This window comes from Pirellulales bacterium (assembly GCA_036267355.1).
Classification (GTDB): domain Bacteria; phylum Planctomycetota; class Planctomycetia; order Pirellulales; family DATAWG01; genus DATAWG01.
Map to the genome: position 1 here is coordinate 1 of DATAWG010000065.1, position 21,231 is coordinate 21,231.

Below are 21,231 nucleotides of genomic sequence, written 5' to 3' on the forward strand. Positions count from 1 at the left end.
TAGTCACGAGAGGAACCGGCAGACCCCGCTTTCGCGATTGGAAAAACGGACGTTCCTTTCGCGGAAGCAACCCGTTGTGCGGTTTAGCCACAGCCCGAGCTGCATCGGAACATGCAGTGCTACCGAATCAAGAACGCTCCGATTCCTAGGGGGCGGCGTTGCACAAAGCGTGTGTGCGTGTCGATGCGACAACCTGTTCGCGCATGGCCGCGGTGTCTAAACAGACCAACCGCGGCTGTGCTGCGCGCGAAGGCACGGGGCGCACACCAACCGGCGGCTTGCGCCTTGCCGCTAACAGTCGCCGAGCTAAACTCGTTAGCGGCAACGCGCTAGCCGCCGGTGTTGTAGTTAGCGGCCGCCCCCCCCTCGCCCCTAACCCCTCTCCCGCGAAGGGGAATGGGAACTTGTGTTGCGGTGGCCATCATGCGTCGCGTCTTGCCACGGCGAAGCTTAGCTGCTCCAGTTCAATTGCCAGATCGACGCCGACTTGGGTGACGCCCTCGGGCAGCGTGATCGTCACCGGAGCAAAATTCACAATGCCCTCGACTCCGGCCGCGACGAGCTTGTCGGCCACGGTCTGGGCGGCCGCTGCCGGCACGACAATCATCGCCAACCGGATGCGATGCTGCTTGACGACCGACGCTGCATCGTCGATATGAAACACGCGCACCCCATCGACGGTGGTGCCGATTTTATGCGGATCGACGTCGAATGCCGCGACAATGCGAAAATTCTGATTGCCGAAACCCTTGTAACCCAGGAGCGCGCGGCCGAGGTTGCCGGTGCCGACGATCGCGACCGACCAGTTCTGGTCGGTGCCCAGGATGCGGCGAATGGCGACGATCAGTTCGTCGCAGCGGTAGCCGATCCCCGGGTAGCCGAAGTGGCCGAAATAGGCGAGATCTTTGCGGACCTGAGCGTCGGTGAAGCCGAGCAAGCTGCCAAGATGGCTGGAGCTGGTCGTAGCCTGACCGTCTCGCACCAGGTGCTGCAACTCACGCAGATAGAGGCTTAGCCGACTGACAACTGCCTTGGGCGCCGGCCCTTCCGCTGCCGATTCGGAAGATTTGTCCTTGGCGTCGCTCATGTCGCGATTGCTGCGACCGAAAGTCGGCGGATCCGATTGCCGCGAAGATACGTGGGAAGAAGGTCGATGTTCAAACCGTGTTTACTGTAGAGGATGGCATTGCGGTTCACAAGGGGCCGACGACGAAGGGGCAGGGAGCGGTGAATCGGCCGGCGGCCCCGGCAAAACTGCAGACGCGCGAAACCGCAAGCGAGCAGTGAGCTCCGGCGGCATGGAAAGGGCATTAGTCGGTCAGGTAACCCGTGTCGTTGGGGGCGATTTGGCCCGTGGCGGCATCGTAGAGCCAGCCGCCGGCGCCCGTGGCCGCGGTCGGGGGGAAGACCGCGGTGGTAGTCACCGTATTGTTGCCATCGACCGGGTTGATGGGAATCTGCGTTTGCACATAAGGGCCATAAATGTAGGCCCCGCCGGTTCCGAGGGTGCCGTTGATATCAGTGTTGCCGGTGAGTTGCGGCAGCGTCGAGCTGCTGATCGTCGGAAACACTCCGCCGTGCTCAAGGCCGTAGAGTTGGATCTGCGACCGCAAGGTCTGCAGATTCGATTGCATCGTGGCAACCTTGGAATCGCTGATCGATGTGGAAAACTGCGGCACGATCGTGGCGGCGAGCACGGCCAGAATCACGACGACGATCATGATTTCGATCAGCGTAAAGGCTGCCCGGCGCTTTACCGTCATGAGAATTCCGTGCCCTTCGTGCCAGTGGGGCTTGGCAGCATCGTGGGCCTTAGGCCCGGCCGAAATTGACTTCCGCTCTTTGAACCTCTCACCCTCTCCCGCAAGGGGAACGGGCTCTGTGGAGAAGTTATTTTTCGGCCAAGCCTTAGGCGGAGAGACAATGCTCCGCCACAGGCCGAATCGTCGCGTCCGAATTCGCCTAGTAGTTCAAGTAGGCCGTGTCGTTGGGGGCGATTTGGCCCGTAGTAACGTCGTAGAGCCAGCCGCCGGCTCCCGTCTGTGCCGTGGGCGGAAACACTGTCGTCGCGGTAACCGTGCTGTTGCCGTCGACCGGATTGATGGGTATCTGAGTTTGCACGTACGGACCGTACGGATAGGAAGTGCCGGTACCGACCGTGCCGGCGGCGTTGGTAGTGGAGGTTAACTGCGGAAGCGAGCCGCTGGTGATTGTCGGATACGTACTGTTGTGTTCCAACGCGTAGAGTTGGATCTGGTTTCGCAGCGATTGCAGGTTGGTTTGCATCGCGCTGACTTTGGAGTCGCTGATCGAAGTGGAGAATTGCGGCACGATCGTGGCCGCGAGCACGGCCAAAATCACGACGACAATCATGATTTCGATCAACGTAAATCCTGACGATCGCTTCGCATACATAGCAACGGTTCCTTTGTCTCTTCCGACGCGTGTTTTGGTGGTTGCCGCCCCTGGGAAGCAGCCGCGCCCGCTGGCGGAGTTCGCATACGACAGCGAGTGGCGCGAGACTGGCGACTTCTATCAAGTTAGTTACGTTGCGAAGTAGCCACGGTCAAACGGCTCGGAGCAAAAAATCATCGGTTTCAAAAAATCGGCGGAAAATCGCATGCCGCCGCATCTAGGGGCGACAAATCCGCACGGTCTCGTACCGAAATCGAGTCTTGCGATGCGTTTGCGGCCGTCGTAGACAGCGATACGAGTGTGACTGTAGCCGACGACCGGCCGCGGCATCGTTTTCCATCTGGCCGTTGAATGACGGCAACGCGCTTTGCATTTCGGGTTCTGCCTTTTGTGTTCGGCCGGCGATTCTACACGGTCGGTTTGTCGCGTTTCGCAGGCGCCGGCGAGCGCCAAGCGCTGCCTTAGGGCCGGGATTATCCGGCTGTTCACGTTGTTCCTTCTTGGCATTTTGGGCCGGTCCGACAAGGGCTGCATTTTTCGTAGACCGCGAAAACCAGGATGTGCAGTTAATGTACGCGGAATGCACAGGACGATGAACACGCATGACGAACGAACTTCGTCAGACCAGACCCCCCATCCCCACACCGAGCGGCTTAAGAAGGAGACGAGGACAATGAGAACTCTGTTGGTTGTGCCGATGCTAGCGGTCGCAATGGCCCTGGCTTCGGTCCAGACCGCTGGCGCGGCATACTGCGGAGGCGGAAGCTTCTGCGAGTGTGCAAGCTGCTGTGCCGACAATTATTGCGGCTGCAAGCAAGAGTGCCATACGGTCATGAAGATCTGCAAGGAGATCGTCTACGAACAGCAGAACTACACCTGCTACAAAACGGTCTACGAAACGGTCTGCGAAAACAAATCGATCGACTGCGTGAAGTACGTCGCGGAAACCGCGTATCGCAACTGCGAATACACGGTCTGCAAACCGGTTTGGGAAACCAAGACCAAGGTTTGCAACTACACCGTTTGCAAGCCGGTCTGGGAAACCAAGACTCGCGAAATCTGCTACACCGTCTGCAAGCCGGTCTGGGAAACCAAGACCCGCGAGATTTGCTATACCGTCTGCAAGCCGGTCTACGAAACGAAGGAATGCCACTACACGGTCTGCAAGCCGGTCTACGAGACCAAGACCCAGGAAATCCACTACACGGTCTGCAAACCAGTCTACGAGACCAAGACGAAAGAGATTTGCTACACGGTCTGCAAGCCGGTCTACGAAACCCGCCAGTGCCACTACACGGTCTGCAAGCCCGTCTACGAAACGAAGACGCGCGAGATTTGCTACACCGTCTGCAAGCCGGTCTACGAGACCCGCCAATGCCACTACACGGTCTGCAAGCCGGTCTACGAGACGAAGACGCGCGAGATTTGCTACACGGTCTGCAAACCGGTCCAAGAGACCCGCGAATGCCACTACACGGTTTGCAAACCGGTCTACGAGACGAAGACGAAAGAGATTTGCTACACGGTCTGCAAGCCGGTCTACGAAACCAAGAGCCGCGAGATTTGCTACACCGTCTGCAAGCCTGTGTATGAAACCTGCGAACGCGAGGTTTGCTACACGGTCTGCAAGCCGGTTCACTATACCCAAACCGAGAAGGTGTGCTGCGGCCATTGGGAGAAGCAGGTGACCGAGTGCCCTGGCCCGGTGATCACCAAGTGCTGCCAGGAGCCTGGCTGCTGGTCGTGGGATCCTTGCTGCTGCCGTTGCGTGTATCACCCGGGCTGCTGCAAGCAGGTCCAGATGCAATGCCCCCCGACGAAGCTGTGCAAGTGCGTGTGGGTTCCGGAAGTGAAGGAGCGGACGGTCGATTGCGTGAAGTATGTGCAAGAAACGTGCACCAAGAAGTGCCCGTACACGGTGTGCAAAATGGTTGCGGAGACTCACACCAAGACCTGCAACTACACGGTCTGCCACATGGTGTCGGAGAACCGGGTGAAGACCTGCTCGTATCAGGTTTGCCACATGGTGCCGGAAGATCACGTCAAAACCTACACCGTCTGCAAGATGGTGCCGGAAACCTGCGTGAAGACCTGCAACTACACGGTCTGCCACATGGTGCCGGAAGATCACGTCAAGACCTACACCGTCTGCAAGATGGTGCCGGAAACTCGCGTGAAGACCTGTTCGTATCAGTGCTGCCACATGGTGGCCGAGGACCATGTGAAGACCTGCTGCTACACGGTCTGCCACATGGTGCCGGAAGAACGCGTGAAGAGCTACACGGTGTGCCACATGGTGCCGGAAAACCGGGTGAAAACCTGCAGCTATCAGGTTTGCCACATGGTGCCGGAAACCCACGTGAAGACCTGCGAATATAAGGTCTGCCACATGGTGTCGGAATGCCATAGCGTCGAGGTGCCCTACAAGTGCTGCCACATGGTGCAGGAGACCTGCGAGAAGCAAGTTCCCTACACGGTGTGCAAGCCGGTGCACTACACCAAGACGATCGTGTGCGAGCACTGCGTTCCGAAGCAGGTTGCCTACACGGTGACGCGCTGCGTGCCGAAGGTGGTTTGCAAAGAGGTGCCGGTGCAGGTTTGCTGCCCGGTCCCCTGTGCTTGCGAACCGTCGTGCGGCTGCGCGAATTAGCGAGCGGCTTCGGCCGCAGCTCCGACCTCTGCCCGGAGTAGAGGGAGGGAGTGGTTTGGTCGGTCTACGCGGCGGTCCGGTTCGCAAGAGCCGGACCGCTGCTTTTTTGGAGGAAGGCTATAGGCTTGAGGCTACAGGCTTGAGCAGGTCGCACGGCATGTTGCCGACCCGTATGCCACTGGCAAGCGAACTCTGCCAGTGTGGCCGCCGAGCGCGGCCGCAGGTGCCACAGATCTCCCCCATTCAGCCCGAGCAAGACATCCAGCGTCGATCGTCGGGCCGGCACTGGCAGACTGCGCTTGCCAGTGACACACGCGAATGCAGTTGCCGGCGCCACACCGCCGAATTTATCGCAAGCCGAGCGCTTCATAGATCCGCGGATCAGCGAGGCTCTCGGCAACGAGCGTCGCGCGGCTGAAATCGTGGGTCCGGCTGTGCTCGCCCGGCACCGCGACGGCATACGTGCCCGCCGCGATCGCCGCCTGGCAGCCGTTGTAGCTGTCCTCCAACACCATGATTTGCCGAGGCTCGAATCCGAGCCGGGCCGCCGCTGCTTGATAAATCTCGGGATGCGGCTTCCCTTCCGTGACATCCTCGGCCGTCAGAATAAACGCGAACCGCGGCACCAAATCAAAATAGCCCAACACGCGCTCGGTAAAAGCCCGAACGCTGCTCGTGGCGATCGCTTTGCGGATTCGCGCCTTCTCGAGCGCATCGAGCAACTCGGCCAGCCCCGGCATCCGCTCGAGTTGCGTGTCCAAAATGCCCGAAAAAATTTGGGCACTTTCGCTCGTGAGCGTTTCGACCGTATCGGGCAATTCGTGCCAATCGATCATCATTTGCAGCGCGACGTGCGTCCGCCGCCCCATGATCTGGTCGAGCAAATCCGGCCCGAAGACCTTTCCCCGCCGCCGCAGCAATTCACCGCCGACCTGCTGATAAAGCTGTTCGGTGTTGAACATCAGCCCATCAAGATCGAACACGACAGCTTTGAGCGGAGAAGCTTCAGACATGGCGCCGGCGGGATAGATGGCAGGAAAAAGCGTGGAACCAGCAGTGTAGCGCATACGGGACGATTGAAAAAGGGCCGAACGCGGCTCTTCCTTGCTAGCGCCGCGGGCTCGGTCAATCGCGTTGGGAGCCCGCAGCGCTAGCAAGGAAGTTTGACTTGTCGCCACATTCTTCGATGTGGGGCTCTCGCCCGCCGCGGAATTTCGACCCACCTTTCCATTTACCATACCGCCGCAGCATTTCGACCATCGCTCGCCCGCCGCGGCGCTCCGTGCCGACGGCCAAACGGCCGATTTTGTACGAGCCGGTGATCCATTTCAAGGTGGCTTCGGCTAGCGGGCCGACGAAATCGAACAGCCGCTGCTCCGGATCGGCGAAAAACCGCTCCAGCAATTCGTGCCTCAACAGTTGTCCGGGCGTGAGCTGGCGGAACGCTTCGTCGTAGCCGACCTTCGGCGAGCAGTAAACTCCTTTCGCATTCCAGCCGAATTCGAACGCGATCGGGCGGCCATCGAGTTCCAGAAACGTCAATTGCAATTGCCCCCACTCGGCCAGTTGCCGGGCCAGCCGGCAATAATAGCCCAACATTTCCCGCGAATTGAGCACCGCCGTTCCGCCTGTCCCCTTCCATCCGCGGCATTCCACTTCGAAGCCGCGCCGCAACAACGGTTCCACCTGCTCCCGCCGCATGTCGCGCAAAACTGTCAGCGACAGCGAACCTTCCCTGCGGGCCCGATTCTCCATCCGCCGCATCTGGTGCCGATGGTTGCCGCTCCACGAGGCTCGATAGGCCGGCCAATCGTGATCGATCTCGATCGTGCCGACGCGGAATTGTTCGCGTCGATCGATCGCTAAACCGACCGATTCCAGTGCTGCAACGAATTGCATCCATCGCGGCGACTCGATCGCCACGCCGTCGAGCCAAAGCAGCCGCCACGGCAATCGGCCGACCGCAAGGGCCAATAGCTCCATTGCCGCGTCCGAATCGGCCGACGGATCCACGAGCAAATCGCCGGCCCACGACCAATCGTTGGTCGGCAGGCGTCCGACGCGAATCAATCGCTTGATCGTGCCGCCCAACAACGGCATTGCGGCCACAAGTTGACCGTCTTGCTCGACCGCCAGCGCCCGCAAACCCGCTCGCGGCGCCGCCGCTTCGATCCACTGCGCGACCAGTTCGGCCCGACCAATCGGCAATGCCACTTCGCTTCGCTGCCAAAGATCATCCCACGCCGCCGCCGCGTCCCGCAGCGCCGAAACCGATTCGAATTGGACCAATCGCGGTGCGGCCATAGCTGTACAAGCGATGAAACGGCGGTTGTCGAAGCGTGTGCCATGTCAACCATAGCTCCCATTGAAAGTCGCGGCATGACAAACTCGACAAACTTGGAACAATCGGCATGCGGACACTGGCGGCGGCCTGCCATTGGGGGTGTGCCACTGGCAAGCGCAGTCTGCCAGTGCCGATGCGCGAGTGGATTGCCAGTGATTTCGCCGGTTTGAACGGCAGAAATTTGCCTAGGATTCGGTCTCCCGCTGCGCTCGCACTGGCAGACTTCGCTTGCCAGTGGCACACCAGTGCCGGGACCGAGCCTTCTGCCTCCGTTCTCAGCGTCGTCTTCTCCCTCCGCGTCTCCGCGACTCCGCGTGAACTGATTTCGTGAACCCAAAATCCTTGACTTCCAGCCAGCAAATGTGCGAGGCTGATGGCGCCGGAATTCTCCGGCTTCCGGAACACACATGCGAGAGAGAGGTGGCCCATGACTTTGCGATGTCGGCTGCGCGGTCTTTTGCTTAGAAGCCTTCTGCGACGTTTGAACACCACTGGAATCGCCGTAATTACCGCCGCGATGGCGTTGGCGGTGGTTGCGAGCGATTGCCGGACCGCGGCGGCCGACAATGCCGCCCTTCTTCAATCGGAAATTCAAACCGGCGAATTCGGCTCGGCGCTGGCCACCGCTCGGCAATTGCCGGCTGGACCGCAGCGCGATCAAGCCCTCGCCCAAATTGCCGGTGCACAGAACGCCGCCGGCGATCGCACGGCTTCGCTCGCCACGATCGGCGCTATCGATGACGATCAATCCCGCACCGATGCCCTCAAATCGGCCGACACCGTGCCGGTCGCCAAAGGCGGCTTCGGCGGCAATCAAGCCGATTTCGACTCCCTCATCGAACTGATCACCACAACAGTCGCCCCAACATCGTGGGACACCAACGGCGGAGTCGGCACGATTGCACCATTTCCGGGCGGCGTGTATGTCGATGCCGAAGGTGTATTGCGGCCGGCATTGAATGAAGATCGCTCCGGTGCTCTGGCCGAATTGCGCCGCGAGGCGAGCCTTGCCGGCGCCACCGGCATGGCCGCCGAAGTTCATCACCGATCGCGATTGCGCAAGGTTTCTCTAACGCGGCTCGAACGGGCCGTGCAACTCGCCCGCGCCGCCGGCCGCCAACCGACCGAAGACATGCAATTGCTCGCCGGGCTGGAGCGAATCAAATATGTGCTCGTTTATCCAGAGACGCACGATTTGGTGATCGCCGGCCCGGCCGACGATTGGCAAACCGACGAGGAAGGCCGGATCGTCGCCAAGAACTCAAACCATCCGATCGTCCGGCTCGACGACCTGGTGGTCGTGCTCCGCTATATGCGCAGCGCGAGCGATGCCCGCTTCGGATGCTCGATCACGCCGACCGCCGACGGCCTGGCGCGGACCAAAGAGTTCGTTGCGGAATCGAATCGCTCGCCGCTCAAGCCGGGCCAGCGCGATCGTTGGCTCGAACAACTCCGCAGCCACTTGGGCAAGCAAACGATCGAAGTCAACGGCATCGACCCGCGAACCCGCGTCGGCCGCGTGATGGTCGAGGCCGATTATCGGATGAAACTTGTCGGGCTGGGGCTCGAAGATGGAGTGCTCGGCGTGCCCAGCTATTTGAGCACGATCACCTTGAACAAAGACGGCTCGGTGCCGCCGCTCGACGTGCTCCGCTGGTGGTTCACGCTCAACTACAACGCCGTGCAAGCCACCGCCGGCCACGACGCCTTCGAAATCCACGGCCAGGGCGTCAAGGTGCTCAGCGAAAACGAACTCCTCACGGCCACCGGGCAGCAAATCCACACCGGCCAAAGCAATCTGCTCAACGATCAGTTCGCCCACAATTTCACCGACCATTTTCCCGAACTGGCGGCAAAATACCCGGTGTATGCCGAACTGCAGAACATTTTTGACTTGGCCTTGGTCGGCGCCTTGATCCGCTCGGAAAAACTTGCCGAGCGAGCCGACTGGCATCTCACCTGCTTCGGCGACCCGAGTGAATACCAGGTGGAGCTTGCCGACGCGCCGCGCACGGTCGAGACGGTGATCAACCATCGCGTGATCGGCGGCGTGCATATTCTGGTCGGCGTCAGCGGCGGAGTGTCGTGCGATCCAACGCCGCTGGTGAAATCCGACGCGATCCGCACCGACTACGGTCGCCTGCAAGACACCCGCACGTTTTCGAAGCCGAAACCGAATTCGCCGGAAGTCTGGTGGTGGGATTGATATCGGATGCCTCCGCACTTTTGCCGAGGTCAAATGCGGTCGGTAAGATACAGTTGACTCAACCCGCGCCGTGATGAAATGTTACATTCAACGGTTACGACAAACGGCCAGACGACCCTCCTCGGCGAAGTTCTCCAAGCGCTGAACATCAGCCCTGGTGCGACGCTCGAGTACGAATTAGCTGGGGACCATGTGACCGTCCGAGTGCTCGGCGCGGTACATCCCCTGCATGGCGCTCGCCAGTGAGAAGGGAAGGGGAATGTCGTTCGCAGAGATTCGCCATGCCGCCGCCGAGGAGCGCTTGATCGATACAAGAAGACGAGCCTCCACTTCGTCGATTGTGTCGTTGCAGCAGCGGCCGTAATTCAGGGCGTCCCGATCGCCAGTTTCGACCGGGGCTTCTCGCAGCTTACCGACGTTCGCGTCAAACTCGATTGACGGACGAGAGTGCCTCGGCATGCGTCCGCAATTCGATTTCTGGCGACCTTTCCGGCGGTCGGCTTTGGTCGACCAGTTCCAGCAACTCCTCCGTCTCGGCCAATAACTGCTCGTGCGGATCGGCGGCGTCGGTCGCCGTGGGCCCGTCGTCGGCGCGGCGCGTTTGCGGGGCGAAGTTCACCGTGCGATCGATCAGGTAGAACGGCCGTGCTCGCACCTGATCGTAGATCCGCACGACGTATTCGCCCAGCATGCTGATGCCCAACGCGTTCAATGCTCCAAAGAAACTGGCGCTGAGGATATACGACGTCCAGCCGGGAATCGCCAAGCCGGTGAACAGCCGGCAATAGAGCGAAAACGTGCCGAGACCGAGAAACACGGCCATCGCCGCGCAGGCGATCAGATAAAACACCGTCAACGGCAACGCCGAAAACGAGAAAATGGCCGTCTTCGCCAATCGCATCAGTCCGCGCAGCGAAACGCGCGGCCGGGCGTCGTAACGCGCGTTGCGCTCGACTTCGATGCCGCATTGGCGAAAGCCGACCCATGACCGCAGGCCCGGCAAATATCGGTCGCGCTCGGCGAGCGTCACGATCTGGCGAACAGCGCGGGCATCGATCAAGCTGAAATTTCCTGCCTCGGCCGGAATCGGCGTCGTCGCCACGGAACTCATCAATCGGTGAAATGCTCCGAACAAGGCCCGCTTCCAGGCCCGTTCCTTTCGCCGCACGCGCACGGCATACACTATGTCGTACCCCTCGCGCCAGCGTTCCAAGAACTGACCGATGGCGCTCGGCGCATCTTGCAGATCGGAATCCATTAAAACGACCGCGTGGCCGCGAGCGTGTCGCAGGCCGGCTTGAACCGCCGCCTGATGGCCGAAATTCCGCGAGAAATGAATCACCCGCACATCGGAATAACGCGCCGCAAGCTGATCGAGCAATCGGCTGCTGCCGTCGCTCGATCCGTCGTCGACAAAGACGATCTCCGACCGCACCCGGCAACTGGCGAGCGCCATTCGCACCTGGCCAAGCAGCGACTTCAACACTTCGACTTCGTTAAAAACGGGCAGCACGACGCTTACGAGCGTGTCGTCTGCGGCCGGCCGCGTCGGCATTGCCGCAGCGTCGTAGTGTTCGCCAAGCGGCATATCGGCTTCCGGAACAATCGTTTGCAATCGGCACCTATCGTTCGTTCGAGCGTCGTTAGCCCGCAGCGCTAGCAAGGGAATGCTGAGTGCTGGGTTTTCGCAATCCACTGCATTCCCTTGCTAGCGCTGCGGGCGCGGAGGCGCATGCCGTGGCGTGCGCCGCCGGAGTTGCGCCACCAGCACGATTCCGCCAAGCAAGCCTAGCCCACAGAGCGACAAAAACCGGCCCCAACCCAGGCTCTCAGGCTGAAACTCGAAGCGAACTTCCGACGTGCCTCGCGGGCAAAGGCACCCCAAAAAATCGCCATCCACGCGCAAGACCATCTGCGGCCGGCCGGCGATCCAGCATTTCCATCCGGGATGAAAACTCTCGGACACAAACAATAGCCGCTGGGCTGGAGCATCGGCTCGAAGACGGATTTTGCCGGGCCGGTCGTCGAGAATCGTGACGATCCCGGCAGGCCCGCTATCGAGCGCGATCGGCTGCTCGACAAGCGCCGTCGATTCCAACGGAATCCGGTTTATATCGTGCGCCGGATCGCTGCTGAGCTTGATGACGGCGAATAGCTTCGTTCGCGGCAAAGGATTGTCGATGCTCAGCCAGTCGCCGATGCGAGGGGCGAAGCCCAGCTCTCGCTCCAACGTAAATTCATCGGTTGCGGAACCAACATTGGCCACCCGCAAGGCGGCCGCATCGCGATAGTCGAGCCGTCGAGCGGGCTCCAGGCCGGCGTATCCGTCCGCAAATTTCCACCCGCTGAGCAACAGCCGATCGCCCCGATGTACCGCCGGTTGGTTCGGCTGCGACAAATCGACTGCAATGCGCAGACTAGGCGAAGACCGCGGCGGATCGCCTCCGGCAATGAAATTGGCCAGCGTCGTCGTTTGCGGATATACGGCGTAGCTGAGACCATACGCGCCCAGGTCGACGGCCGCCAACAAGATCAGCGCCGCGCGCGCCCGCCGAATGCCTCGCGAACTCCACCCGATTAGCAGCCCAGCGCTGCCGATCAGCAGGGGGCCGGTCCACCGCAGCAGAGCATCGGACACGCGCGGCCCGGACGGCGGACCCGACCTTGGCCAATGCGGTTCGGCTTCCCACAAAACCGGCGCGAGGGCAGCGAGCGCGACGCTCAGCCCGAACAACAGCCAAATCGCTCTCAAGCCGGCGCGGTTTTGGTTTGTCGATCGAACCAACTTCGCGAAGCCAATTGCCGCCAAGATCGCGAGGCCAAAATGAACGAGTACGATCGCGCGGCACGGGAAGCGAAAGCGATTCATCACCGGCAACCACCCGCCAAGATTCGCAGCCGGCCCGTATCCGCCCAGTGCAATCAGCAGCCCCACGATCACTAGCACCAGCGCGCCCGACACCAACGGTCGCATGCGGCGCGAATGTTTCGCGCTGAACAGGCACCAGACGGCCAGTAGCAACGTGACCGAGCCGGCGTAGCAGCCGTATTCATGCGTATTGCGGCCGACCGTACGCGTGGCAAACAGATACGGCGCCACGAACTGCGTAAGGTTGAGCGGATGCAGCGAGCCCCAATTGTGGAACGACGCGTCCGCCGCTTGCCGCGACGATTCGCCGAGCGCTTCCCAAGTCGGCAGAAGCTGCACGGCGGCGATGGCGAAGCCAAGAGCGATCCAGGGGATTAGGGGCGAGGGGCGAGGGGCGAGGGGCGAGGGAGAAGGGGGCAGCGGTTGCGGGCCAGGGGGCAGAGACGACAGGGCAGCGCGGCGGGAGCGGGTCACGAGCAGGGCGTAGCCGGCTTCGGCGATTAGCGAATACCACACGTATTGCGGGTAGCCGATGAGCAGTTGCGACGCGGTCAGCAGCGCAATCGCGACGCCGGCGAAGACTTTGTGGTTTGGTGCGATGACCGGTTTCGGCCGCAAGAACACATCGATCGCAATCAATAGCCAAGGCAAGTGCGCCACCACCGCCACGGCATTCACGTGCACGAAGTGCAGCATCGTGAAGCCGGAAAATGCGAACGCCATTCCGCCAAATAGGGCCGCATCGCGCGGTAGCCGCCATCGCCGCAGCAACCAATACGTGCCCACGAGCAGCAGCGGATAATTGACGAGGCATTCTAGATCGAATGCCACCGCGAGCGGCAAGAATCGGTAGAGCAGAAAATGCAACGGATGATAGCCGCCGAGTTGGCCTTCGCCCGTCAGATAAAATCCGCAATACATTTGCGGCGACCAATCGAATGGGTCGCCCGCAGCGAGGCAGCGAGCATAAAACGCCCGCAGCGGCAGATGAAACGCCCCGAGATCGTCGGCCGTATAGACGCGGCCGGCCAACATCGGGATGGCCATCGCGATTGACAATCCAGTGCAAACCACGAGCAGACATTTGAACAAGGTCCGCCCTCTCCTGCCGCGAACTCCCAAAGGAGTTCCCATCCCGTTCGGCATCGAGCCGCGCTTGCGGTTTTTCGCCGCCAATCGCTCACCGCAGCCCAATGCATTGCCGGGCAATGGTTCGGGCGCATCAATCAACCCGATCGCTGCCGCACATTGCTGGACAAGCCGGCAATGGCACCCGGCATCGAGCAACCTTGCAATTGCGGAAGGCATAGTTCGAGCGCCCGGGCTATGCGGTTCCGAACGTCACAAAAGAATTCCAACGGCCGGCGCGCGTGATCAGTGCGCCTGGGTCGGTCGTCAGATCGCGCAGATGCGGAACGTTCAGAATCTTGAACGGGCTGCGGAGCGGCTGCCATGCTTCCCCACGCTGCTCGATGCGGCCTTCGGCGATCGGACCCAGCCGATCAGCCGCCAGACCGAGATACGACACGCGCGACGGATCGAGCCCCATGATCCGTGCCACGGTCGCATCAAGCGCCGTAAGATTGCTGCCCACCAGCACCAAGCCGAGTTGCTTCGGGCTGCCCATGATCGGGCCATCGCCCTCCATGCACGTGATGCCGTCGACGATGGCCACGGTTTTTGTCAGCGTCGCGTTCAGGTCGAACACCGTTTGCGGGATGCCGGCGTAGTGCAGCACGTTTTTGGGCCAACCGTAGGCGATGCCGGGCAGCGTGCCGTAAAGATTCTTCATCGAAGCGGTGAAGCCGACCCAATGATGTGTCTTCAACTTCGGCATTGAAACGACCAGATCGGCTTCGGCAATCGAGCGTGGAAAATAGAATCCCGTGAGCCGACTGACGCCGCCCCGGTTGGGCACCCACACGGCTTGCTCGTAGTTCAGGTCGGCGAAATCGAGCCCGGCCGAATCGAGGGCCGATTGAACGCCTGATTCCACGAGCGCCATCTCGGTATCGCGCACGTGCCCCGGTCCTTCGCCCACGACAACTGTCGCTCCCCAGCGGCGAAACACCGCGGCCGCGGCCAAAAGCATCGCCGGATGCGTCGTCATTTGCGGCGACTTGCGCGATGGCTCGACGAGATTCGGCTTAAGCAGCACGCGCTTGCCCGCAAGCGTTGCCGGCTGCAAACCGGAGGCCAGCAGCCCGTCGCGAATGGTCTGTTCCAGCGGGCCGTCGTACCGCTGATTGCGAGCGATAAACACAGCCGCCTTCGGGCCGAACAGCCTGCGAACCATCGGCCATGCACACAGTCCGGCAAGTGCCGTCCCGCATCCGACGAGCAACGCGCGGCGATCGAAATTGCCACGTGCGTTGGACGTGCGCGAAGCACCGAGATCGGTCGGCTCCGGCGCAGCGAATTGAAATTGGTGTGTCATGCAGATTTTCGAGATGCCGAAAGCGCGACCAGTGGGCAGTTCGTGCCGAGCGAGGCCAAGCTCAAAAGCGCCAATTTGAACGCGGCGCCGTCGCGGCGCATCGTGCGGCGGTATGCGGCTTCCAGCCAACTAGCGGCGCCAGCGGGAAAGCGATCGTGTGCCGCAAGGCCGATCAAGCCGTAGGAGAGCGATGCCGACGTCGTCTCGGCCGAAAGGCTCGACGCGAGAAAATCCAACGAACGTTTGATCCGGCCATCGGCATCCGGCTGGCCGGCGAGCGCGAGCATTGCCAAACCGGTCGGTTGCACGTGCGGGCGAAGCTCTTGCCCGAGCACGATCGTGTTGCCGTAGTTGCAGCCACCGGCCGGCAGCAGCCGATCGATCAGCATCGCGAGCGCCTCTCGCGTTCGCGGATGCGCGGCGAAGCCGGCCGCTTTCAGTGCGACGACATGGATCGCCGTCGGCTCGACCCAAGAATAAGTGCCATTCACCCACGGCCAGCCGACAACGGCAGATTTTCGCAGCAATTCATCTGACTCCGCCGAATCACCGGCGGTTTGCAAAATCCAGTTCACGGCTCGCGATGTGTCGAAGAGATCGGTCGGGGTGGCGGGCGAAGCGGATGTTCGGGCGATGGCAACCGTGGCAAGAACCGCCCAACCGGTGGGCCATGCTGGATTTGGTTGCGAGGGATTCGCGGGCGGCGACCCAGGGAAGGCCGACGCAGCGGATGGCGAGTGGAGGGTTTTGGATCGATCTTCGTTGGGCTTGGGGTCGGATGGTGGGATCGTGCTCACGCTGCCGTCGGGCGATTGGCAATCCGCGAGCCAACGGAGCGCCGATGCGGCCGAGCGGTTCGCGGCCGATAGCGCGATTGCCGCCAGCGCTGTGGGCTCGCTGCTCGCCGGTCCCTGCGGATGATATCCGCACGGGATCTGCGTCGAGAGCCGATTCAGCAGTTCATCGTTCCAAGCCATGCAACCGTCCTAATCGATCCGCGGTCGCGAGCAATGCGCGTCGAAAGGAGCAGGCACACTCCCTGTGCCGTCCGCCCTGCTTTTATGCGCCGCCGGCCATCGGGTTCCGTGCGGAGTCGTGAAACATCGATTGGCCCGTGGCGGTGCAATTGCGCAGCGTGGGCCATAAAAAAAGATAGCTTTGCCTCGTGGTCGGGGAGCGAGACACGCGAAAATCCCGACAGTTTTTCCCGAACGGCCGGAACATGACCCTGCTCTCCATTGCGCCTGCCGACGCCGCTCACGAACAGCGCGATCGAACGTCCGAACCGATCAACCCGCTTCGCTGGCCAAGCTTCGGTCCGCCGATGCGGCGCTGGGCAACGGCGCTCAATGTGATTGGACTGCTGCTGTTGGCGGTCGTGTGCCGATGCCGCGATCTGGGAAACCTGCCGGGCGTCAATGGGGATGAGGCGTGGTACGGGGTTCAAGCCGAATTGCTTCTCCACGATCGGCCGATTCCGTGGCGAACGCCGAGCGGCAACTTGCTCAATCCGCTGTTCTTCGTGCCGCAATTAGCGATCCACGCCATTTTCAAACCATCGTTCGTGGTGTTGCGCAGCACGGCAGTGTTCAGCGGGCTGGCGGCCTTGGTGCTCAATTTCTGGCTCTGCCGACGCGTCTTTGGCCGCAGGATGGCGATCATTTCGACAACCGTATTGGCGGCGCTGCCGATCGATATTGCGTATAGTCGGTTGGCTTGGGACGCCAGCCAATCGCTTTTGGCAGCGTTGCCTTGCGTCTACTTGCCGCTTTGGGCAATCGTCGACGCTCGGCGAAAGATCCGGCTGAGCCTTGCAACCGTCGCGGCCTTGCTGCTGGCGATCCTCATTCATCCGACAAACCTTTTTATTGCACCGATTGCGATTACGTGTTTGGGGTATGCTTGGCGGAGCAAATTAGTTCCGGCCGCCCGACGAGTCGCGGCGTTTCGACCGGGCTCTCGCCGTAGCGTTGCATGGAGCGCCGCAGCGGCAATTCTCGTCGTGATCGCTGGATCGATGGTGGTTCAACGATCGGCGGGGCGCATGGCGTGGCTCGAAACCCCGCTTGCGCGAGGTGCAAACATCTCGCAATACGGCGAATTTCTCATGAATTTCGGCCGTTTGTTCTCGGGGGCCACCGAATACGAATATATTTCGGGTGCCATCGGAGCGTCCGGATCCAACGCTTCGGCGCAGGACCCGGTACGCTGGCAATACGTGCCCTATGACTTAGCCGCCTGGATCGTGGGCGGCTCGATCCTCTGGGGAATAGCCGGCGCAATACGCCAGGAACGGCCCGAATCGACTTGCTTGTGTCTTGGATACGGAGCGAGCCTGATCGGTTTTTTCCTCGTGGCAGGGCCGGGTGCGCTTGCTCCCGGTGTCGAACGGTACGCCATCTGGATGATCGCTCCGGCAGCCATCCTCGCGTCGATTGCAATTGGATCATGGCAGGATCGCGGCGGCCGCGCGGCGGCGATCGCAACGAGCGGCGCGATCGTGATCGGATGGTTGCTGTTGCTCGGTTTTCAAACGAATTGCCTCGATTTCATGCACGATTCCGGCGGTAATTCGCATCGAACGTTTCGCACCGCGGCGATCGAGCCAAAGCAAGCTGCGCTCGAGCAAATCATCGCCAAAAGCGAGCCGGGAAAGCCCGTGCGGATCGTCACCAGCGAATGGTGGACTTATTGGCCGATGCGCTATCTGAGCTTCGCCGAGGACTCAAGCAGGGGCGGGCAGATCTCGGTCGAACAGCGGACAAGCGCCGCTGAACAAGCATTGATTCTCTCCGCGGGCGAACTTGATCGTGGTCAGCTTTGGTTTGTCGAGTTCACCGACACCGCGGCCTGCAAGGCGCTGTGGCAAGCGGCCCGGAACGCCCGGTTGCCGCTTCGGGAAACAACGATCGTCGATTTTGCCGGCCGGCCGATTCTATCGCTCTTCCTCGTGGATTCCGCCGCGGATGGCCCGGCAAACGTCGGCGAAAATTCAGAGTCGCCGGGCAGACTGCATTTCGCCCGCCAATCACGACATCCGATTGTCGAGAAAAAAATTAAAGAACTTGATTTGACAAGCCGCGTGTCCGAACTACGTTTCCTTAGCGGGAACGACGATCGCAGTTGATCGACGCAACCGACACGGCCTTCGGGCTGTGGTAAAGCACCGATTGAGTCGCGACATCCGCCAACTCATCCGGCACGATTCGTCCGGTGCAATGTTTTTGGTCTGCTCTTCGAGATCATTTGTTTGCGTTTACTTGGGTTCTGCCATTCGACTCCTGGTCATCGCCGAGTGGATTGGCGACATCCGGCCGAACCCGCTTACTTTGTCACAACGGTAGTTCGCCGGCCGGTTTGGCTTGCCGGCCGGCTACCGAATGTTGGAGGAGGGCCATGAAGAGTTTTGCTTTGAAACTGCGTAAGTTCCTTGTGTCGGAAGATGGGCCCACCGCGGTCGAATATGCGGTGATGCTGGCCCTGATCGTGATCGTGTGCCTGAGTGCGATCAGCACGTTGGGCACGAATGCCAAGACGACCTTCACGAACGTCGGCAACTCGGTGGCTGGCAGCTAGATCAACGGTTCGTCCGACCCAGGCAGGTTCGTCGTTCGGCACGCAGCCTGGGCCGACGTGCAAGTCGCGGTTGCCGCGCGGTGCGGCAGCCAACGTGTTGTGTTTGAGCCGCTGGCCGGCCGACGTTCGGCCGGCAGCGGCGATGATTCGAACGAGTTTCCATTAAATATCGGCGGATCGATTGCCGGCCTTCAGGACGGACAAAAAGCCGCCCCATTCGGAGAATTGATATGAAGAATTTTGCCTCGAAAGTGCGTCGTTTCATGGTCTCGGAAGACGGTCCCACCGCGGTCGAATATGCCGTGATGCTGGCCCTGATCGTCATCGTCTGCCTGAGTGCGATCAGCACCTTGGGCACCAACGCCAAGACGACCTTCCTCAACATCGGATCGTCGGTTTCCAGCTAGTTCGCGTATGCTTCGCCCCGCGCAGGCTGCAATTCCGGCTTGTCCGGTTTGCAGCCTGTCGCTCGGCGGAAGCACGGCCAACTTAAAGGCGGTCAGGCTACACGCTACAGGCTACAGGCTTCAGGATGCAGGCAACCAATCAGCCTGTGGCCTTCAGCCCGTAGCCTTCAGTCTTTTGATGCTCCATGACCTATGCTTTCCATGTCCATTGACCTGCGGGTCAACCTCCGATTCCCATAACCCGAGCCTGGAAAGCTAGCCATGTTCAACCATTCGGCAACCGCGAGCGATCTGATGCACCACTGGAATATTTGGCTTGTGACGGTCACGTTGATCGTGGCCGCGGTGATCGATGGCATGAAACTGAAGGTGCCGAACTGGCTGACGCTGCCGATGATCGTCAGCGGATGGATTTTCAATTTTGCCGTCGGCGGATGGGCCGGACTCGGCTGGAGCATGGTGGGCATGGCTGTCGGATTGGCCCTGCTTCTGCCGGCCAATATCATCGGCGGTATGGGAGAGGGTGACGTGAAATTACTGGCAGGCGTCGGCGCCTGGGTGCTACCGGAGACGACGTTTTACGCATTCTGCTGGTCGGCCGTGATCGGTGGAGTCATTGCCGTGGCAATGATTCTGTGGCGGGGCGGCTGGCGCAAGCATCGCGATCAATTCCTGATGATCTATAGCGAGATCATGACGATCGGCAATCCGTCGGAGCTGTCGGCGATTGCCGCGGAGCGGAAGAGTTCGATGTTGCTACTGCCCTATGGCATTCCGATCGCCATTGGCACGATCGCCTATTTCGCTTGGACCGGCATGCTTGGGCTGTTGTAGTTGCGAAGTCGAAATTTTGTTTCCGATAGCGGCGACAGCGTACGAACGTGAGCGGATAGGCTGGAGAAATTCTGCCGATTGTGCCGAACAAATCGAGTGATGTCGCTGCGCTCGCGGATAGGAAACACTCGCGCGACGGCTAAGCGATGCGAGCAGCGGCCGTCCACGGTTAACGAAGATGACGAGGATGCGGCGCCTGCGGCTTTTGATAAAGCCGGATGGCTGCGCAAGCCAATCTAAATAGTGGAAGTTGGAAGAAGGAAGCGGTCTGCTGGCAAACGGATTGCCTGGCGGACCGATTCGTCCGGCCGAACCCCCGTTCGACCGAGCTCTTGTGATTCTGCGGTTTCCGAACTTCCGTCCGGCATGCCGGCGAAGAAGGAGCGACGATGCGTTCCAAAACAATGCTTCTACTCGTGCTCGCGCTAGGCTGCGGGCTTGTTGCGTCGGTCGGCATTAGTCAGATGCTTCAGAAGACCGACGCCCCCGCCGGCGACACTTCGCCCGTTTGGGTTGTAAAGACCGATATCAAGCGGAACGATGCGCTCACGGTCCAGAATCTGAATCTGGAACAATGGCCCAAGGAAAAAATCCCACCAGGAGCGCTCGGCAAGCTGGAAGAAATCGAGGGCAAGCGGGCTCGGGTGAACCTGTATGCGGGCGAAGCCGTCCTCGACAAAAAACTGCTAACCAAAGACGAACTGACGGCGTCATGGAAGATTCCGAAGGACTTCCGGCTGTATACAGTGCAGGGCGATCCGCTGAGCTCCCAGGGCGGACTCTTGCATCCGGACGATCGGGTCGACGTGTTGGTGTTCGTCGCGAAGGCCAACGGCATTGCCATGACTGGCGCCAAGACGATCTTGCAAGATATTCGCGTCTTTGCCGTGAATGACCAAGTGCAAACCACGGATGATAAGGCGGCCGAATCGATCGCCGCGAAGACGGTCACGCTGCTGGTAACTCCGAGTCAAGCCGAAAAGCTCGTCCTCGCCAGCGAAATCGGGAAAATCAAGCTTGTCATGCGCAGTGGCGATGATAGCGGCGCCATCGGCCGCGACGGGGTGACGATGAACGACTTGTTTACCCCGGAGAAAGCAGACCGCGATCATGAAGACATGAATCCGCCGGCGAATGCCAAGCCCGGACTCACCGCGCTCTTGAATCAGCAAATTCAGCAGCCGACCGCTGCGTCCCCGGCGCCACAGCCGGAGCAAATCGCGCCGCCGGAGACATTTGCGATGCAAGTGATCCGCGGAACTGAAATCACCGAAGCGGATTTTCGCCGCAAGATCGACGACCCCACGCACTGGGAAAACGCCAGTTCAACCGTGATCAGCGGTGGATCGCAATCGCCGTCGGAGCCGGACGCCTCGCTCCCGGTCACGGGCAACAACACGCTGAAATTGCCCCCGATGGGGCCGAAGGCCAACGATACGAAGCCAGGACCCTCGCCAAGCGGCAGCGGACGCACTTAGTTGACTGTTCGAGCG

Annotated in this window: 18 protein-coding genes; 9 read left to right on the forward strand and 9 right to left on the reverse strand. The window is 60.8% G+C overall.

Annotated features, from left to right (window positions below):
* Window positions 1-421: 421 nt before the first annotated feature.
* On the reverse strand, window positions 422-1,087 hold the full coding sequence (locus tag VHX65_09940; GenBank protein ID HEX3998859.1) for a redox-sensing transcriptional repressor Rex: 666 nt from the start codon (window positions 1,085-1,087) through the stop codon (window positions 422-424).
* Between the two features lie 77 nt (window positions 1,088-1,164).
* Here VHX65_09940 and VHX65_09945 point away from each other — a divergent pair, with 77 nt between their 5' ends.
* Entirely contained in the window at window positions 1,165-1,287 is a 123-nt protein-coding gene (locus tag VHX65_09945) for a hypothetical protein (GenBank protein ID HEX3998860.1), read from the forward strand.
* 23 nt (window positions 1,288-1,310) lie between these two features.
* Here the strand turns inward: VHX65_09945 and VHX65_09950 are convergent, their stop codons facing one another.
* Together VHX65_09950 and VHX65_09955 are read right to left on the reverse strand one after the other, a co-directional pair.
* Window positions 1,311-1,763, reverse strand: a complete 453-nt coding sequence (locus tag VHX65_09950) for a type II secretion system protein (protein ID HEX3998861.1) — start codon at window positions 1,761-1,763, stop codon at window positions 1,311-1,313.
* 199 nt (window positions 1,764-1,962) lie between these two features.
* On the reverse strand, window positions 1,963-2,415 hold the full coding sequence (locus VHX65_09955; GenBank protein ID HEX3998862.1) for a type II secretion system protein: 453 nt from the start codon (window positions 2,413-2,415) through the stop codon (window positions 1,963-1,965).
* Window positions 2,416-3,247: 832 nt separating this feature from the next.
* On the opposite strand from VHX65_09955, the gene VHX65_09960 reads away from it, so the two are divergent.
* A complete protein-coding gene (locus VHX65_09960; protein ID HEX3998863.1) occupies window positions 3,248-5,065 on the forward strand; it encodes a hypothetical protein in 1,818 nt (605 codons plus the stop codon).
* A gap of 347 nt (window positions 5,066-5,412) precedes the next feature.
* On the opposite strand, the gene VHX65_09965 is transcribed toward VHX65_09960, so the two are convergent.
* On the reverse strand, window positions 5,413-6,132 hold the full coding sequence (locus VHX65_09965; protein ID HEX3998864.1) for an HAD-IA family hydrolase: 720 nt from the start codon (window positions 6,130-6,132) through the stop codon (window positions 5,413-5,415).
* A gap of 58 nt (window positions 6,133-6,190) precedes the next feature.
* On the reverse strand, window positions 6,191-7,369 hold the full coding sequence (locus VHX65_09970; GenBank protein HEX3998865.1) for a GNAT family N-acetyltransferase: 1,179 nt from the start codon (window positions 7,367-7,369) through the stop codon (window positions 6,191-6,193).
* A gap of 467 nt (window positions 7,370-7,836) precedes the next feature.
* Here VHX65_09970 and VHX65_09975 point away from each other — a divergent pair, with 467 nt between their 5' ends.
* Both VHX65_09975 and VHX65_09980 read left to right on the forward strand, forming a co-directional pair.
* Complete coding sequence (locus VHX65_09975; GenBank protein ID HEX3998866.1) at window positions 7,837-9,615, forward strand: DUF1598 domain-containing protein; 1,779 nt, start codon at window positions 7,837-7,839, stop codon at window positions 9,613-9,615.
* A 78-nt stretch (window positions 9,616-9,693) separates the two neighbouring features.
* Window positions 9,694-9,861 carry an AbrB/MazE/SpoVT family DNA-binding domain-containing protein gene (locus VHX65_09980; protein HEX3998867.1) on the forward strand — a complete coding sequence of 56 codons (168 nt, stop codon included), beginning with the start codon at window positions 9,694-9,696 and terminating at the stop codon, window positions 9,859-9,861.
* 178 nt (window positions 9,862-10,039) lie between these two features.
* Here the strand turns inward: VHX65_09980 and VHX65_09985 are convergent, their stop codons facing one another.
* From VHX65_09985 to VHX65_10000, 4 genes are all read right to left on the reverse strand, one after another.
* Window positions 10,040-11,230, reverse strand: coding sequence for a glycosyltransferase family 2 protein (locus VHX65_09985; GenBank protein ID HEX3998868.1), 1,191 nt, complete (start codon window positions 11,228-11,230; stop codon window positions 10,040-10,042).
* 93 nt (window positions 11,231-11,323) lie between these two features.
* Window positions 11,324-13,531: a hypothetical protein gene (locus VHX65_09990; GenBank protein HEX3998869.1), complete on the reverse strand. Its 2,208-nt coding sequence runs from the start codon at window positions 13,529-13,531 to the stop codon at window positions 11,324-11,326.
* Window positions 13,532-13,808: 277 nt separating this feature from the next.
* Window positions 13,809-14,921, reverse strand: a complete 1,113-nt coding sequence (locus VHX65_09995) for a DUF362 domain-containing protein (protein HEX3998870.1) — start codon at window positions 14,919-14,921, stop codon at window positions 13,809-13,811.
* Window positions 14,918-15,898 carry a hypothetical protein gene (locus VHX65_10000; protein ID HEX3998871.1) on the reverse strand — a complete coding sequence of 327 codons (981 nt, stop codon included), beginning with the start codon at window positions 15,896-15,898 and terminating at the stop codon, window positions 14,918-14,920. Before VHX65_10000 ends, VHX65_09995 begins: the two co-directional genes overlap by 4 nt.
* A gap of 245 nt (window positions 15,899-16,143) precedes the next feature.
* Between VHX65_10000 and VHX65_10005 the strand changes: the two genes are divergently transcribed.
* The 5 genes from VHX65_10005 (at window position 16,144) to cpaB (ending at window position 21,216) form a co-directional block, all read left to right on the forward strand.
* Window positions 16,144-18,048, forward strand: coding sequence for a hypothetical protein (locus VHX65_10005; protein HEX3998872.1), 1,905 nt, complete (start codon window positions 16,144-16,146; stop codon window positions 18,046-18,048).
* 269 nt (window positions 18,049-18,317) lie between these two features.
* Entirely contained in the window at window positions 18,318-18,497 is a 180-nt protein-coding gene (locus tag VHX65_10010; protein HEX3998873.1) for a Flp family type IVb pilin, read from the forward strand.
* Window positions 18,498-18,727: 230 nt separating this feature from the next.
* The gene (locus VHX65_10015; GenBank protein HEX3998874.1) at window positions 18,728-18,904 is read left to right on the forward strand and encodes a Flp family type IVb pilin; all 177 of its coding nucleotides are present in this window, start codon (window positions 18,728-18,730) and stop codon (window positions 18,902-18,904) included.
* Window positions 18,905-19,165: 261 nt separating this feature from the next.
* A complete protein-coding gene (locus tag VHX65_10020; protein ID HEX3998875.1) occupies window positions 19,166-19,738 on the forward strand; it encodes a prepilin peptidase in 573 nt (190 codons plus the stop codon).
* A 389-nt stretch (window positions 19,739-20,127) separates the two neighbouring features.
* Window positions 20,128-21,216 (forward strand): Flp pilus assembly protein CpaB, encoded by a 1,089-nt coding sequence (cpaB, locus tag VHX65_10025; GenBank protein ID HEX3998876.1) that lies wholly within the window; start codon window positions 20,128-20,130, stop codon window positions 21,214-21,216.
* The last annotated feature ends 15 nt before the right edge of the window (window positions 21,217-21,231 follow it).

Excerpts from the sequence above, each read along its gene's own strand:
- VHX65_10010 (HEX3998873.1), top strand. The coding sequence starts at position 18,318 with ATGAAGAGTTTTGCTTTGAAACTGCGTAAGTTCCTTGTGTCGGAAGAT.
- VHX65_10020 (HEX3998875.1), top strand. The coding sequence starts at position 19,166 with ATGTTCAACCATTCGGCAACCGCGAGCGATCTGATGCACCACTGGAAT.
- VHX65_09975 (HEX3998866.1), top strand. The coding sequence starts at position 7,837 with ATGACTTTGCGATGTCGGCTGCGCGGTCTTTTGCTTAGAAGCCTTCTG.
- VHX65_09965 (HEX3998864.1), bottom strand. The coding sequence starts at position 6,132 with ATGCGCTACACTGCTGGTTCCACGCTTTTTCCTGCCATCTATCCCGCC.
- VHX65_09990 (HEX3998869.1), bottom strand. The coding sequence starts at position 13,531 with ATGGCCATCCCGATGTTGGCCGGCCGCGTCTATACGGCCGACGATCTC.
- VHX65_09955 (HEX3998862.1), bottom strand. The coding sequence starts at position 2,415 with ATGTATGCGAAGCGATCGTCAGGATTTACGTTGATCGAAATCATGATT.
- VHX65_09970 (HEX3998865.1), bottom strand. The coding sequence starts at position 7,369 with ATGGCCGCACCGCGATTGGTCCAATTCGAATCGGTTTCGGCGCTGCGG.
- VHX65_09940 (HEX3998859.1), bottom strand. The coding sequence starts at position 1,087 with ATGAGCGACGCCAAGGACAAATCTTCCGAATCGGCAGCGGAAGGGCCG.
- VHX65_10015 (HEX3998874.1), top strand. The coding sequence starts at position 18,728 with ATGAAGAATTTTGCCTCGAAAGTGCGTCGTTTCATGGTCTCGGAAGAC.
- VHX65_09995 (HEX3998870.1), bottom strand. The coding sequence starts at position 14,921 with ATGACACACCAATTTCAATTCGCTGCGCCGGAGCCGACCGATCTCGGT.
- VHX65_09980 (HEX3998867.1), top strand. The coding sequence starts at position 9,694 with ATGTTACATTCAACGGTTACGACAAACGGCCAGACGACCCTCCTCGGC.
- VHX65_10000 (HEX3998871.1), bottom strand. The coding sequence starts at position 15,898 with ATGGCTTGGAACGATGAACTGCTGAATCGGCTCTCGACGCAGATCCCG.
- VHX65_09950 (HEX3998861.1), bottom strand. The coding sequence starts at position 1,763 with ATGACGGTAAAGCGCCGGGCAGCCTTTACGCTGATCGAAATCATGATC.
- cpaB (HEX3998876.1), top strand. The coding sequence starts at position 20,128 with ATGCGTTCCAAAACAATGCTTCTACTCGTGCTCGCGCTAGGCTGCGGG.
- VHX65_09960 (HEX3998863.1), top strand. The coding sequence starts at position 3,248 with ATGAAGATCTGCAAGGAGATCGTCTACGAACAGCAGAACTACACCTGC.
- VHX65_10005 (HEX3998872.1), top strand. The coding sequence starts at position 16,144 with ATGACCCTGCTCTCCATTGCGCCTGCCGACGCCGCTCACGAACAGCGC.